Below are 14007 nucleotides of genomic sequence, written 5' to 3' on the forward strand. Positions count from 1 at the left end.
AGTTATGAAAACCAATCAAATTCTTGTGCGATATGGGGAATTATCAACTAAAGGAAAAAATCGCAGCTCATTTATTGGAAGACTGCGTGACAATGTCAGACAAACATTTTCTGATTTAGAACAAATTCATATAAAGGCTGAACGTGATCGTATGTTTATTACTTCAGACGATGAACAAGAACTAGCACAAGTGATTGAGCGTTTGCCGTATGTATTTGGCATTCAATCGTTTAGTCCAGTAACGGCATGTGAATTAGACATCGAAGCGATGAAAAAAACAGCCGAAGCAGTGATTGCTAAAATAGAAGATACCGATAAAAGTTTTAAAGTATCGGTAAAAAGACCATATAAAGAATTCCCGTATGAAAAACCAGAAATTATGAAAGAACTAAGTTCACATGTATTAAGAGCTTTTCCGGATTTGAAAGTACAAATGAAAGATCCTGAAATTGATTTGAAAGTAGAAGTTCGTAAAGAAGCTGTTTATATGATGGCGGAAGTGATTCAAGGAGCAGGTGGCTTGCCAGTAGGAGCAGGTGGCAAAGCATTGCTCATGCTATCAGGCGGTTTAGACAGTCCAGTTGCAGGCTATCATATGTTAAAGCGTGGCGTTCGATTAGACTTAATCCATTTTTTCAGCCCGCCGTTTACAAATGATCGTGCTAAAGAAAAGGTTTTTGATTTGGCTGAGCGATTGTCGCAGTTTGGTTCTTCTGTCAAACTGCATGTTATTCCTTTTACGAAACTTCAACAAGAAGTGCATAAGCAAGTGCCAGATAATATCACAATGACTTCTACGCGTCGAATGATGATGCGCGTAGCGGATTTAGTATTAGCTGAGACCAATTGCCGAGCAATTGTGACTGGAGAAAGCTTAGGGCAAGTTGCGAGTCAAACTTTAGAAAGTATGCAAGCAATCAATGCAGTGACGAACACGCCGGTATTGCGTCCGCTTATTGCGATGGACAAACTTGAAATTATTGATATTGCACAACAAATAGAGACTTACGATATTTCGATACGTCCGTTTGAAGATTGCTGTACTATTTTCACCCCGGCAAATCCGAAGACAAAGCCAAAACTTGAAAAAGTTGAGTACTACGAAAACTTTGTGTCTTTTGACGAGTTAATTGAAGAAGCTGTAGCAGAGCGTGAAATTATCAAATTCCCGCGCCCTAAAGTTAACCAATTTGAAGACCTGTTATAAATATGAAGCCTCCTTAAGGTAATACACCCCGAAAGTTAGAGTTCAAATCTAACTTTTGGGGTGTTTTTATATTGATTAAAGTAGAAGGCGTGATAAATAAGAAAAGTCAGAGAGAGAAAACAATGTTTCGGTATAATTTATTTTCTAGTAGTCGAACTATATGAAATTGTATGAATACTTAAAATTCTATTGTATAATAATAATGGGTTAGTTATTACATCAAGAGCGGGAGGAATTATGTTGAATAGACAAGATTTGTTAGCACCAGAATCGTATAATTTGGTTGAAGAAATTGAGCGATATGCAACAGAAGAAGGCAAGCTTGCGATTCACTGGGAAAACGATAAAGGTGAAAAACACCAACTTACATATGATGAATTGATCAAACGAGCGAACCGTGCAGCGAATAGCTTTGAAAAAGCAGGTTTAGTTAAAGGGGATGTTGTACTTGTTATGGTACCTCGCCTTATTGAAGCGTATGTTGCTTACTTAGGCGCATTAAAAGCGGGCTTAGCTGTAATTCCGAGTTCTGAGATGTTGCGTGCGAAAGACATTGCATACCGGTTAAATCATAGTGATGCAAAAGCAGTTATTGCATATGAACCATTTATGGATCAATTTGAAGGTGTCAAAGAAATGGATGATGTCGTGAAGTTTGTTATTGGTCATTCAGATCAATCGTGGATATCGCTGTTGGATGAAATGGAAGTTGCTTCTGAAGAATATAAAGCAGCACCAACGAAAAAAGACGACATGGCGTTTTTATCGTATACATCAGGAACTACTGGTAACCCTAAAGGTGCTGTTCATAGTCATGGCTGGGCATATGCACATCTTCGTACGTCAGCAGAGCATTGGCTTGGAGCGAAAGAAGGCGATGTAGTATGGGCAACTGCAAGTCCGGGGTGGCAAAAGTGGATTTGGAGTCCGTTTTTAGCAACTTTAGGCAGTGGAGCTACCGGTTTTGTTTATAACGGAAAATTTGATCCTGCAGTGTATTTAGAGCTTTTGGAGACACGTAAGATTAATGTTCTTTGCTGTACACCGACAGAGTACCGATTAATGGCCAAGCAAAAAGATTTAGCGAAATATGACTTGTCTGCGTTACATAGCGCAGTATCAGCAGGAGAACCGCTAAATGCTGAAGTGATTAACGTGTTTAAAGAACATTTTTCGTTGGAAGTACGAGATGGCTATGGTCAAACAGAGAATACCTTACTTGTTGGTGTCATGAAAGGCATGGAATCTCGCCTAGGCTCAATGGGCAAACCAACACCGGGTAACCGTGTAGAAATTATTGATGACTCGGGAGTTCCTTGTGCTGTTGGGGAAGTGGGAGATATTGCCGTTCATGTAGAAACACCCGCGTTGTTTAAAGAGTATTTTAAAGATCCTGAACGCACGAGTATGCAGTTCCGTGGCGATTATTATGTGACTGGCGATAAAGCATCTAAAGATGAGGATGGTTATTTCTGGTTTGAAGGTCGTGGAGACGATATCATCATTTCTTCTGGCTACACAATCGGGCCGTTTGAAGTCGAAGATGCATTAGTCAAGCATCCAGCTGTTCAGGAATGTGCCGTGATCGGAGCACCAGATGAAGTACGTGGCACAATCGTTAAAGCTTGTGTTGTTTTAGTAGAAGGACAAATTGCATCAGACGACTTAGTAAAAGACCTGCAAAATCATGTAAAAAAACTAACGGCTCCGTATAAATATCCGCGTGCCATTGATTTCCGAACAGAATTGCCCAAAACAGCATCAGGAAAAATTAGACGTGTAGAATTGCGTCAACAAGAAAGTATAAAAAACTAAGCACAGCCGGAGAAAGGAACGCCTCTCATTTAGTAGAGAGGTGTTTCAACTATCGGCTGTTTTTCTATGGCTAAATATTAATGCACCTGCATTTACTTTCTGCTTGTTAGCAGCCTATAATGAGACTGTTATTTCGAAATACAAAATATTATAAGAATGGTGCGCGATGTCGAATGATAGATTCTAAAAAAGGTGTTTTGGTCATTATTTTAACTTATACGTTATGGGGATTCATGCCGATCTTTTGGAAACAGCTCGCACATGTTCCTGCAGATGAAGTGTTAGCAGCCAGAATTATATGGTCTTTTATATTAACACTTGTGTTTATTGTGTTAATTAATGGAGGTCGTCAATTATGGCTTGACTTAAAAAGCTTATGGGCATCGAAAAAGAAATTTTTCTTATTAATGTTAGCGTCCTTTCTAATCTCCGCCAATTGGTTTTTTTATGTATATGCCGTTTCGCATGACCGGATAGTCGAAACGAGCCTTGGTTATTACATCAATCCATTGATTTCGATGTTATTGGGTGCCATCTTTCTAAAAGAAAAATTATCACCTGCAGTTAAAGTTGCCTTTTTGTTAGCCGCAACAGGTGTTTTGATTTTAACGTTTTCTTTTGGCTCTTTGCCGTGGCTAGCACTTGGTATGGCGTTTAGCTTTGCTTTTTACGGGTTGATTAAAAAAACCATTCGACTCGATGCACTTCGTGGATTAGCTATTGAGACTTTATTTGTTTTCCCATTTGCAATTGCTTATTATGTTTACTTATTTTCTATTAATCGAGTCTCATTTTTACAATTAGGTTTGCCAACAGATAGTTTATTGTTAGCTAGTGGATTGATTACAGCATTTCCATTATTGTTGTTTGCCATTGGAGCTCCGTTAATCCCGATGTATATGATTGGGTTTCTTCAATATATTGCTCCATCATTGATGCTATTAATTGGTGTGTTTATTTACGGAGAATCATTTGATGTGGTCAAAATCATTTCGTTTTCGTTAATATGGAGTGCGTTAATTTTGTTTACGTCCTCAAAATTTTTAGAAGCTAGAGGAATTCGACGAGCAAACCGGAAAGTTTCAGTTTAAATCTTAATGAAACATTTTTCTGTGTTTCACGTATAGTATGTAGTAGAAACTATGGAGGGAATGGTAAAAATGAATACGAAACGTTGGATTGCTTTAGTAGTCGCTGCCGCCGTATTAGGAATTTCGCTGGTCATCAACTCAGCCTTCGCATTACTTCAAGGCGGATTTAGTGAAAGTGTCGACGAACTAATGGGAAGCACTCAAACAGGTTTGTCGGAAACAGTAATGGAAGATGGCGATTTTAATAATCGCGTTGCTGTTTTAAATGTAGACGGTGTTATTCAAGACACGGGAGATGCAGCTTCGTTCTTTGGAACAACTGGCTATAATCATTCGTTCTTTATGGAACAATTAGAAAATATTAAAGAAGATGCTTCGGTTAAAGCTGTTGTACTTGCGGTAAATTCTCCAGGAGGCGGAGTTGTCGAGTCTGCTGAAATTTACGACAAAATCACAGAAATTCAAGAAGAAACCGGAAAACCATTTTATGTGTCGATGGGAGCAATTGCTGCTTCTGGTGGCTATTATATTGCAGCACCGGCAGAAAAGATTTTTGTGAATGAAGAAACATTAACAGGTTCGATTGGTGTGATTATGCAAAGCGTCAATTATGGTGAACTCGCAGAACGCTATGGTGTGGATTTTGTGACGATTAAATCAGGCCCATACAAAGATATTATGAGCCCAACGCGTGATATGACAGAAGATGAACGTGCGTTGCTTCAAGAAATGCTCGATGATTCGTATGAATCTTTTGTAGATGTCATTGAAGAAGGTCGAAGTATGACGGAAGAAGAAGTAAAAGCTGTAGCAGATGGTCGGATTATGAATGGTCGCCAAGCAGTAGAAGTGAATTTAGCAGATGATTTTGGTTTTGAAGAAGATGTCATCGAACAAATAAAAACAGATTTTGATTTAGGAAACGCAGAAGTATTCCAATATGGAAACGACCAAGGCTGGGGTTCATTGCTTTCGATGAAAGTTAATTCTTTCTTTGGTAACGATCTTGAGACGCAAATGATTTCAAAATTACTTACTGAATATAGTTCTCCGCGTATGATGTATTTATACGGTGACAAATAAGGAGGGACCATCATGACAGATCATGAAACAGAGAAATCAGCAGAACTGCAAGGTGAAAAGGAACTTCCAAAAACACCGAGTTATGAAGAAGTTCTTTTTTACGAACGGAAACCAGCCGGATTTTGGGTCCGCTTCTGGGCTTATTTAATCGATTTGCTGGTTGTTGCGGCTCTTACTTCTATTTTAGTTAAACCGGTATTTGCCTTATCCGGATTGGAAACCACGAATATGCCTTGGTACGGACCCTATGCTATTGTGTCAGCTGTGATTTTTTATGGTTATTTTGTTGTAATGACAAAGTTTTTTGGCCAAACAGTTGGCAAGATGATTATGGGCATTCGTGTTGTGTCGTTGAAATCTGATAACCTTTCGATTATGACGCTTTTGTTTCGTGAATGGATCGGTCGTTTTATTTCGGTGACAATTTTGCCGCTTTATTGGATTGTTGGCTTTACGCCATTAAAACAAGGAGTCCACGATTATATTGCGGATACAACAGTCGTTCATGAAGATTCATTTAGAAAAAACAAAATGATCCACAAGAAAAAGTTAGAGGGGTCTGAGTTGCAAGAGACCGGAACGTTTTAGTATGATGAAGATATTATGAAAAGGGAGGCGTATTGATTGGCACAGATCACATTCAAGAATAACCCGGTTACTTTACCTAACACAGAAGTAAAAGTAGGGGATCAAGCTCCTGAATTTACGGTCTTATCAAATGGTTTAGAACCAGTATCATTAAAAGATACAACTGGTAAAGTACGTTTAGTGAGTGTAGTTCCATCACTAGACACGGGCGTATGCTCAGACCAAACAAAACGTTTCAGCGAAGAAGCTACTTCTTTAGGAGACAATGTTGAAGTATTAACAATCTCAGCTGATTTACCATTTGCGCAAAAACGTTGGACAGACATTAACAAAGTGGATGCCATCACAACGTTGTCAGATCATCGCGATTTGTCATTCGGAGAAGCTTATGGATTAACGATGCAAGAGCTTCGCTTGTTGGCTCGTTCGGTTTTTGTACTTGATGAAAATGACAAAGTTACATACGTAGAGTATGTTTCTGAAGGAACCGATCATCCCGATTATGAAAAAGCGCTAAATGCAGTTAAAGAATTAACAAAATAATACAAGAAACCCACTCGAGAGAGTGGGTTTCCTTATTGAGGACGGCGAATAGATGAATTCAGCAATGGAAAAAACCTTTAATTTTATTGATAATCACACAACAAAAATCCAGCAAGAACAAGACAATGCTTATTTGGAGAGCTTATTGACCACTACTGAAAAATGGTTAGATGGTTTGATCAAGCCAGAAGAAGGTGCGAGCAAAGAAGATATTCGCAAGGCATTACAATTAGCGGTTTTAAAGGGCATGAAAGAACATATTCAACCCCATCACCAAATGACGCCTGATGCCCTTGGTTTGTTAGTTGGTTATTTGGTTGAGTTGTTTGTTAAAAAAGAACAAGCAGTTATTTTAGATCCGGCTGTTGGAACAGGTAATTTGCTGTTAACTGTCATGAATTACTTGGACGGACGTATGACCGGAGCGGGTGTAGAACTGGATGACCTTCTTGTGCGTCTTGCATCAAATGCTGGTAACTTAGTAGAACAGCCGATTACTTTTTACTTACAAGATGCGTTGCAACCGTTATTGATTGACCCTGTAGATGTGGTTGTCTCAGATTTACCGGTAGGTTATTACCCAGATGAAGAAGCATCGGCTACGTACGAACTAAAAGCAGAAAAAGGCATGTCCTATGCGCATCACTTGTTTATCGAGCAATCGCTAAAACATACTGCTGATGGTGGTTATTTGTTTTTCATCGTGCCAAAAGCTTTGTTCGAATCTGAATATGCGAGTCAATTACATAGCTTTTTGAAAAAACATGCTCATATCCAATCGGTTATGGAATTACCGGAAAGCTTATTTAAAAACTCAGCTCATGCTAAAGGAATTCTGGTGCTACAGAAAAAACAAGAAGGTGTTAAAGCACCGAAAGAGGTTTTGTTAGCGCGCGTTCCGAATATGTCAAAACCAGAATCGATGTCTAAATTCTTTTCACAAGTGACAAGCTGGTTTAAAGAAAACAAAGAATAGTTCAAGCAAATTATGCTATACTGAATCTATAAAAAGCCATATGTACCATTTTGGATGAAAAGAGGGATGCGCAATGACTGAGTCAAACGAAGCGCCGAAAAAAGTTAGTCTTCAAGAAGCTATCAAACGTCAACTAGAAGCAAAGAAAAATCAGGCTGCCGATAAACAAGGTGGCGGCAACGCTTCACTTTCAACTAAAAAAATGAAGAGCCAACAATCGAAAAAAGTAAGCAATAATCGTCGTAAAATGGGTACGTGATTGACATCCTAATTCGATTTTAAGCTTAAGTGAAAAGAGACAGGGGAAAATCCTTGTCTCTTTTTTAGAACTAGCCACTTCACAAATAACAAACAGACACTTTATGAGTAGCTAACAAAACATATGTCATCAAATAAAAACCTTACTAAAAGTATTGACTTGTTCCAAAAGGCTGGTAAAATCTATTTCAATATACTTATTAGTAATGATGTATTTGTAAGTATGAGTTAGTAAATTTAGTTTCACTATATAGAATAATCGTTTGATAGTTTAGTAGACAATTTGTGTGCAGCAACCAGAGACTGAATGGCAGGTGTGAATTCAGGCAGCAAATTGGGTGAATTACGCTTTCAGTTTGGAACGATTCGTAAAAAAGTGGATGTTTAGCAGGATCTGAACATCAAAATGGGTGGTAACGCGGAGAAAACCTTCGTCCCTTTATTGGGACGGGGGTTTTCTCTTTTTTTTATAAAGAAAAGGAGATTTTATTATGCATATAATTAAACCAGTCATTACACCAAAGTTTTCAGAAGCGATTATGATTACTGTGGCAATTTTTTTACTGATAAGTATCAGTATCATTCAATTTGGAGCGGTTCCGCACATTCCGATTTTGCTTTCGATTTTGCTCTTATTTGCCTATGGCTTAATGAAAAAAGTATCTTATAGACAGCTTGAAAAAGGATTAGTTGAAGGTGCTGGTGCAGGAATGAGTGCTGTTTTTCTCTTTTTCTTTATCGGTATGCTCATTAGTAGTTGGATGATTAGTGGCACCATTCCTACTATGATTTATGCTGGATTTTCAATAATTTCAATGACGTTCTTTTTTGCCATTGTTTTTATTGTTACGTCATTAATCGGTTTATCGGTCGGCAGTTCGTTAACGACAGTTGCGACAATTGGTGTAGCATTTATTGGTATGGCAACGGCGATGGATTTGTCGCTTGCAGTAACGGCTGGCGCCATCGTTTCAGGTGCGTTTTTTGGTGATAAAATGTCGCCATTATCAGATACAACAAATTTATCATCTTCTATTGTAGGTGTTGACTTGTTTGAGCACATTCGCAATATGGGTTGGACCACAATTCCAGCATTCGTGCTGACGTTGATTTTTTTCTTGATTGTATCGCCACGATCTACAGGGGGAACAATACAAGATGTTAGTGAATTTAAAGCAGGACTTTTAGCTACAGGAATGATTCATTGGTACACGTTGATTCCATTGATTGTTTTAATCGTCTTAACCTTTATAAAAGTACCGGCGTTAATGACGCTAGCAATTAGTTCAATTTCAGCTATTGTGATTTCTTTCCTGCATCAAGTGTCCTCAGCTTCTGAGATTTTCAATGTCCTGTTTAGTGGATATGTATCAGCTACGGGTATTGCGGAAATTGATAACTTGTTATCACGAGGTGGTATGGAAAGTATGATGTTTACAGTGGCCCTTGTTCTTTTAGCATTAAGTATGGGTGGGTTATTGTTTACATTGGGAATTGTGCAATGTTTATTGGCCAAAGTAGAGAGCTTGTTGAAAAAGGTTTCGTCAGTGATAGCGGCTTCTGCATTAACTGCTATCGGCATCAATATTTTGATCGGCGAACAATACTTATCTATTTTGTTAACAGGTCAAGCTTTTAAAGAACCATACGATAAAGTAGGACTGGCCGGTAAAAACTTAAGTCGAGTGATGGAAGACGCGGGAACAGTGGTTAATCCACTAGTACCATGGAGTGTTTGTGGGATTTTCATCACCGGTGTTATCGGTGTTCCAACACTTGAGTACTTGCCATTTGCCGTCTTTTGTTTATTGTCTCCAGTATTAACGGTGTTATTTGGGTTTACAGGTAAAACATTAACTTTTAAATAAGAAATAAGTAACTTTAAAAAACCGGTGATGCTATACATCATCGGTTTTTTGCATTTAGAAGGATAAGAGATTTAAAAGTCGAATAGTACTATAGAGTGCGTTTTGTTACTAAGTCGCGGAAAATAGTCGAAGGGGTGGAGAAAATGTATAAAAAGATTTTAGTCGCCGTAGATGGTTCCGAAAATTCGAAGCGAGCAGGCAAACACGCTGCACAGTTGGCTACCATGAGTAAAGATACAGAAGTGACGGTTGTCTATGTTTCTGATTTTGACGAAGACAGTCAAGAGAAAGTGCATGATGGAGGTCAACTTGAATTTGAGTTGTCACGAAAGAAAAAGGTTCAATCAATTAGAGAACAGCTTGAATTAAATGAAACGTTTTATAAAATCGAAGTGATGCATGGTCGTCCGGCCCCGGTCATTATTGAAATGGCTAACGATGGCGAATTTGATTTAGTAGTTATCGGAAGCCGCGGATTAAACCCCGTTTCAAAAATATTACTTGGTGGAGTTAGTCAAAAAGTTGTAAATCATTCAAATTGTCCAGTGTTAGTTGTTAAATAAGCTCCGCTAGGCTGTCTGGAATTCTGGTATAATGAAGAAAAAGAATGGTCTTATTATTCCTTGATGTACAGGTAGGCCAAGTGGAGGAGAACATGGAAACATTACCAAACTGTCCTAAATGTAATTCAGAATATACTTATGAAGATGGGAATATGTTGGTGTGCCCTGAGTGTGCGCACGAATGGAGCTTAATTGCTGAGGCTGAACAAGTTGAAGAAGCAAAAGTTGTGAAAGATGCAAATGGGTCGATTTTAAAAGATGGCGATGCAGTTACAGTTATTAAAGACTTGAAAGTTAAAGGCAGCTCATCAACATTGAAAATTGGTACAAAAGTAAAAAGTATTCGACTAGTTGATGGTGATCATGACATTGATTGTAAGATCGATGGCTTTGGTCCAATGAAGTTAAAATCAGAATTTGTGAAAAAAGCATAAAATAAAAAGGGTGTTGGAATAAATTTATTCCAACACCCTTTTTTTACAAATAATTGTTGTGTGATTTGACATTGGCATGATTGATGACAAATCTATTAAACGCCGCGTTTATTGCCCCATACTAAAGTGTGCAATTGTGGCAACACCTTCGCATCGTTCATGATTGGAGATTGCACATGATAATCGATGAGTTGTTCATAGCGCTCTAGTAAGTTTGACACGAGTTTCGCATCGTCTGTTGTAACCGTATCGTCATTCCCTGTTTGTAAAAAGAAGGGAACATGTGGATAACGCTGGTGAAGGAATTCAGCATAAGAAAAATCATCTTGATCAAAAATAACAACTTTCAAACTAACATTGGCAGTTTGCAGTTTCTCCAAAAACAAATCCAGTTTCGCAAAATCAGTCTTCATGCCAGAACTAGGTGGTTTTGGTGACAAGGTAATGTCGTCGATGGTTGGCATCCATTCTTGCCAAATAGAAGCTTGCGTTTCGACTGCCACTTTCCAACCTTGCTGATGACAAAGGTCGACTAGTTCGCCAATTCCTTTATGCAGCGCTGGGTTTCCGCCTGATATTGTAACATGTGAAAAATTACTGCCACCTATGTGGATTAACTCTTCGATAATATCAGCTGGTTGTTTCGAAACGCTTGTCCCAGTGCCGTCCCAAGTAAATTTGGAATCACACCAAGAGCACGAATAGTCGCAACCTGCTGTGCGAACAAACATCGTTTTTTGGCCCATCACCATGCCTTCGCCTTGAACAGTTGGACCGAATATTTCCATTACCGGAATTTTCATGATAAATCCTCCTGACGTGGACGGTAAACAACATAGCTTGTCGGTGTTTCACGAACAATAACTTGCAGGCAATTTGGTCGATTAGTTGTTGCTTGTAGCATTGTTTGAATCGATTGCCATACTTGCTGAGCAAGAAGTTCAGTTGTTGGGAATTTATTTGTAAATTCAGGATGGTCATTTAATACACTATGATCATACTTTTTATGGATCAATTCTTTCAATAATTTAAAGTCGATAAGAAAACCAATGGAATCGAGCTCGTTACCACCAATGGTAATATTGAGGTGGTACGTATGCCCGTGCATCACTTTGCATTTTCCGGCATCTTCACTGGGTATAAAGTGTGCGGCGGAAAAATGCATGTCTTTGTTAAGCTCAAATTGATAATTATGTGAAACCGGTGGATAAAATTGTTGCATCATGTCATCGCACCTGCCGATTTTTTCGCTTGGTAGCGTGCAAGGCCCTCGTTGCGTAATTGGCAAGCTGGGCATTCGCCACAACCAGTGCTTGGAATACCGTTATAACAAGTTAATGTTTTTTCTTGAACAAAATCAAGTGCGCCCAGTGTATCGGAAAGTTCCCATACATCTGCTTTGTCGAGCCACATCAATGGAGTATGAATAATGAATTGTTTGTCCATCGACAAATTTAATGTGACATTCAATGAACGGATAAACGTATCACGGCAATCTGGGTAGCCACTAAAATCTGTTTGACTAACACCTGTGATTAAATGCCTCGAACCGATTGCATCTGCATAAACAGCTGCAAAAGATAAAAATAAGAGATTTCGACCAGGCACAAATGTAGAAGGAAGTTCGCCTTCTTCAGCTGTTACTTCAATATCATCTCGAGTTAAAGCATTGGCAGATAGTTGATTGATCAACGTCATGTCTAGTACTTTAAAAAGGACTCCAAGTTCATCAGCGATTTTTCGAGCACATTCAATTTCAGCAGAATGGCGTTGGCCATAATCAAAAGTGACTGTTGCAACTTCTTTAAAGTTTTTAATCGCCCAAAATAGGCAAGTGGTACTGTCTTGGCCGCCGCTAAAAACGACGACTGCTTTTTCGTTCTTCATTTAATACACTCCTTAGTTTTTTAGAGAGGGAGTTTGCGAACCTCTTTAAACGAACAGGATTAATAATAACATATCCACGCGTAAAAAGAAGACTGCGAATATCATCTACAATAGGTATACAATTTCTTGAAAGAGGGTATATTTATATAACAACGAAAGGGGAGGTCCGAGATGAAAGCAATTGTTATTGATAACTACGGTGGCAGAGAGCAATTAGTTGAGCGAGAAATCGAGAAGCCATCTATTACGGAAGATCAAGTGCTTGTTGAAGTTTATGCCACTTCGGTCAATCAAATTGATTGGAAGCTACGTGAAGGCTATTTAAAAGATATGCTACCTTGGGAATTTCCAATTATCTTAGGATGGGATTTGGCAGGCGTAGTTGCTGAGGTTGGATCAAACGTTAAGCACTTCAAAGTAGGACAACGTGTCTTTGCAAGGCCTGCGACAACCCGCCAAGGAACTTATGCGGAGTTTGTACCAGTAGAAGCAAACTTACTTGCGCACATGCCTGAAAGCATGACATTTGAAGAAGGTGCAGCAATTCCATTGGCAGGACTGACAGCTTATCAATGTATTGTTGGCTTTGCGAATGTGAAAAAAGGAGAGAAAGTCCTAATTCATGCAGGAGCTGGTGGAGTGGGGACGATGGCTATTCAAATAGCTAATAGTATCGGGGCATACGTAGCAACGACTGCAAGTGATATCAATGACGAATTGGTTAAATCTTTAGGCGCAAACCGTGTGATTAACTATAGTGAAGAAGATTTTAGTGAATTACTGGAGAATTTTGATGCCGTTTTAGATACCATGGGCGGTGAAGTGTTGGAGAAAAGTTTTAGAGTGTTGAAAAAAGGCGGTAAGCTAATTTCCATTGCGGGAGAACCATCTTCTGAACAAGCCGAAGAACATGGAGTACATGCTACAAGTTATTGGCTAGAGCCAAATGGTGCACAATTGCATCAACTGGCTAATCTTTTCATATCTGGCGAATTAAAACCAACAATTGGTCATGTTTTTGATTTCTCGGAGCAAGGGGTTAGAGACGCTCACGAATTGAGCGAAACGCACCATGCCCGCGGAAAAATTATCATCAAACTAAAATCATAAAATAAAAAAATCCTTTCACATTAGCGAAAGGATTTTTTCAATGGCATTTAAAAGTTATCAGGTTTTCCAGCTTTGTCAGCTGAATAATATTCGGTTGGGGCATCGTCCTGGGCTTCTTCCGTACGAACGACCAATACATCACATTTTGCAGAACGAACAATATGTTCAGATACACTGCCAATTAGGAAGCGTTCAACTGCATTCAGGCCTGTCGCACCACAAATGATTAAATCAGCTTCAACTTTTTGAGCTAAATCTCTAGAAATCATTGATTTGGGAGAGCCGTAATCGACGACAATATTCACTTTTTCAACCCCACCAGCTAACGCCTCTTTTTTATACTCTTCCAATAAATCTTCGGCGAACTTTTGTGCACGGTCAGCAATAGAGCGATCATAAGCCTCGATTGCAGCAAACGAACGCGTATCGATTACATTGACTAAGTTTAATGTGGCGTTGTTTCGCTCCGCAATACCCACTGATTTTTTAAATGCCCACTCTGCTTCTTTAGAACCGTCTACCGCTACAAGAATTTGACTGTATTTTAATGTCATCTTACATTCCTCCTTCGTCTGTCTATAGGT

Annotated in this window: 16 protein-coding genes and 1 riboswitch; of the genes, 12 read left to right on the forward strand and 4 right to left on the reverse strand. The window is 38.9% G+C overall.

What is annotated here, in order from left to right; genetic code table 11:
- Window positions 1-4 precede the first annotated feature (4 nt).
- The 11 genes from thiI (at window position 5) to GPDM_RS03785 (ending at window position 10426) form a co-directional block, all read left to right on the forward strand.
- The gene (gene thiI, locus GPDM_RS03735) at window positions 5-1207 is read left to right on the forward strand and encodes a tRNA uracil 4-sulfurtransferase ThiI (RefSeq protein WP_008429084.1); all 1203 of its coding nucleotides are present in this window, start codon (window positions 5-7) and stop codon (window positions 1205-1207) included.
- Between the two features lie 240 nt (window positions 1208-1447).
- Window positions 1448-3022 (forward strand): acyl-CoA synthetase MbcS, encoded by a 1575-nt coding sequence (mbcS, locus tag GPDM_RS03740; protein WP_039862853.1) that lies wholly within the window; start codon window positions 1448-1450, stop codon window positions 3020-3022.
- A 173-nt stretch (window positions 3023-3195) separates the two neighbouring features.
- Entirely contained in the window at window positions 3196-4113 is a 918-nt protein-coding gene (rarD, locus tag GPDM_RS03745) for an EamA family transporter RarD (protein ID WP_008429088.1), read from the forward strand.
- A gap of 69 nt (window positions 4114-4182) precedes the next feature.
- Window positions 4183-5196 (forward strand): signal peptide peptidase SppA, encoded by a 1014-nt coding sequence (sppA, locus tag GPDM_RS03750; protein WP_008429090.1) that lies wholly within the window; start codon window positions 4183-4185, stop codon window positions 5194-5196.
- 12 nt (window positions 5197-5208) lie between these two features.
- Window positions 5209-5784, forward strand: a complete 576-nt coding sequence (locus GPDM_RS03755; RefSeq protein WP_008429092.1) for an RDD family protein — start codon at window positions 5209-5211, stop codon at window positions 5782-5784.
- Window positions 5785-5820: 36 nt separating this feature from the next.
- A complete protein-coding gene (tpx, locus tag GPDM_RS03760; RefSeq protein WP_008429094.1) occupies window positions 5821-6327 on the forward strand; it encodes a thiol peroxidase in 507 nt (168 codons plus the stop codon).
- A gap of 52 nt (window positions 6328-6379) precedes the next feature.
- Window positions 6380-7303 carry a class I SAM-dependent methyltransferase gene (locus tag GPDM_RS03765; protein WP_008429095.1) on the forward strand — a complete coding sequence of 308 codons (924 nt, stop codon included), beginning with the start codon at window positions 6380-6382 and terminating at the stop codon, window positions 7301-7303.
- Window positions 7304-7376: 73 nt separating this feature from the next.
- Window positions 7377-7562, forward strand: coding sequence for a hypothetical protein (locus tag GPDM_RS03770; RefSeq protein ID WP_008429097.1), 186 nt, complete (start codon window positions 7377-7379; stop codon window positions 7560-7562).
- A gap of 490 nt (window positions 7563-8052) precedes the next feature.
- Entirely contained in the window at window positions 8053-9429 is a 1377-nt protein-coding gene (nhaC, locus tag GPDM_RS03775) for a Na+/H+ antiporter NhaC (RefSeq protein WP_008429098.1), read from the forward strand.
- A gap of 143 nt (window positions 9430-9572) precedes the next feature.
- Window positions 9573-9992: a universal stress protein gene (locus GPDM_RS03780; RefSeq protein WP_008429100.1), complete on the forward strand. Its 420-nt coding sequence runs from the start codon at window positions 9573-9575 to the stop codon at window positions 9990-9992.
- 92 nt (window positions 9993-10084) lie between these two features.
- Window positions 10085-10426: a zinc ribbon domain-containing protein YjdM gene (locus tag GPDM_RS03785; protein ID WP_008429102.1), complete on the forward strand. Its 342-nt coding sequence runs from the start codon at window positions 10085-10087 to the stop codon at window positions 10424-10426.
- A 95-nt stretch (window positions 10427-10521) separates the two neighbouring features.
- Here the strand turns inward: GPDM_RS03785 and queE are convergent, their stop codons facing one another.
- Genes queE through queC form a run of 3 tightly spaced genes read right to left on the reverse strand, consistent with a single transcriptional unit; the run spans window position 10522 to window position 12313 of the window.
- A complete protein-coding gene (gene queE / locus GPDM_RS03790) occupies window positions 10522-11232 on the reverse strand; it encodes a 7-carboxy-7-deazaguanine synthase QueE (protein WP_192806489.1) in 711 nt (236 codons plus the stop codon).
- Window positions 11226-11651 carry a 6-carboxytetrahydropterin synthase QueD gene (gene queD / locus GPDM_RS03795; protein WP_008429106.1) on the reverse strand — a complete coding sequence of 142 codons (426 nt, stop codon included), beginning with the start codon at window positions 11649-11651 and terminating at the stop codon, window positions 11226-11228. The genes queE and queD overlap by 7 nt, the downstream gene beginning before the upstream one ends.
- Window positions 11648-12313 carry a 7-cyano-7-deazaguanine synthase QueC gene (gene queC, locus GPDM_RS03800; RefSeq protein WP_008429108.1) on the reverse strand — a complete coding sequence of 222 codons (666 nt, stop codon included), beginning with the start codon at window positions 12311-12313 and terminating at the stop codon, window positions 11648-11650. Before queC ends, queD begins: the two co-directional genes overlap by 4 nt.
- Before the next feature lie 6 nt (window positions 12314-12319).
- Window positions 12320-12363, reverse strand: a riboswitch (PreQ1 riboswitch).
- Between the two features lie 121 nt (window positions 12364-12484).
- Here queC and GPDM_RS03805 point away from each other — a divergent pair.
- Window positions 12485-13423: an NADP-dependent oxidoreductase gene (locus GPDM_RS03805; protein WP_008429110.1), complete on the forward strand. Its 939-nt coding sequence runs from the start codon at window positions 12485-12487 to the stop codon at window positions 13421-13423.
- A gap of 47 nt (window positions 13424-13470) precedes the next feature.
- Here GPDM_RS03805 and GPDM_RS03810 read toward each other — a convergent pair whose 3' ends face one another.
- The gene (locus GPDM_RS03810; protein ID WP_008429112.1) at window positions 13471-13977 is read right to left on the reverse strand and encodes a universal stress protein; all 507 of its coding nucleotides are present in this window, start codon (window positions 13975-13977) and stop codon (window positions 13471-13473) included.
- Between the last annotated feature and the right edge of the window lie 30 nt (window positions 13978-14007).

Origin of the sequence: Planococcus donghaensis MPA1U2, assembly GCF_000189395.1 — a bacterium.
GTDB lineage: Bacteria > Bacillota > Bacilli > Bacillales_A > Planococcaceae > Planococcus > Planococcus donghaensis_B.

Coding starts and splice junctions, on each gene's coding strand:
- thiI (WP_008429084.1), top strand. CDS start 5: ATGAAAACCAATCAAATTCTTGTGCGATATGGGGAATTATCAACTAAA.
- rarD (WP_008429088.1), top strand. CDS start 3,196: ATGATAGATTCTAAAAAAGGTGTTTTGGTCATTATTTTAACTTATACG.
- sppA (WP_008429090.1), top strand. CDS start 4,183: ATGAATACGAAACGTTGGATTGCTTTAGTAGTCGCTGCCGCCGTATTA.
- GPDM_RS03755 (WP_008429092.1), top strand. CDS start 5,209: ATGACAGATCATGAAACAGAGAAATCAGCAGAACTGCAAGGTGAAAAG.
- GPDM_RS03765 (WP_008429095.1), top strand. CDS start 6,380: ATGAATTCAGCAATGGAAAAAACCTTTAATTTTATTGATAATCACACA.
- GPDM_RS03770 (WP_008429097.1), top strand. CDS start 7,377: ATGACTGAGTCAAACGAAGCGCCGAAAAAAGTTAGTCTTCAAGAAGCT.
- nhaC (WP_008429098.1), top strand. CDS start 8,053: ATGCATATAATTAAACCAGTCATTACACCAAAGTTTTCAGAAGCGATT.
- GPDM_RS03780 (WP_008429100.1), top strand. CDS start 9,573: ATGTATAAAAAGATTTTAGTCGCCGTAGATGGTTCCGAAAATTCGAAG.
- GPDM_RS03785 (WP_008429102.1), top strand. CDS start 10,085: ATGGAAACATTACCAAACTGTCCTAAATGTAATTCAGAATATACTTAT.
- queD (WP_008429106.1), bottom strand. CDS start 11,651: ATGATGCAACAATTTTATCCACCGGTTTCACATAATTATCAATTTGAG.
- queC (WP_008429108.1), bottom strand. CDS start 12,313: ATGAAGAACGAAAAAGCAGTCGTCGTTTTTAGCGGCGGCCAAGACAGT.
- GPDM_RS03805 (WP_008429110.1), top strand. CDS start 12,485: ATGAAAGCAATTGTTATTGATAACTACGGTGGCAGAGAGCAATTAGTT.
- GPDM_RS03810 (WP_008429112.1), bottom strand. CDS start 13,977: ATGACATTAAAATACAGTCAAATTCTTGTAGCGGTAGACGGTTCTAAA.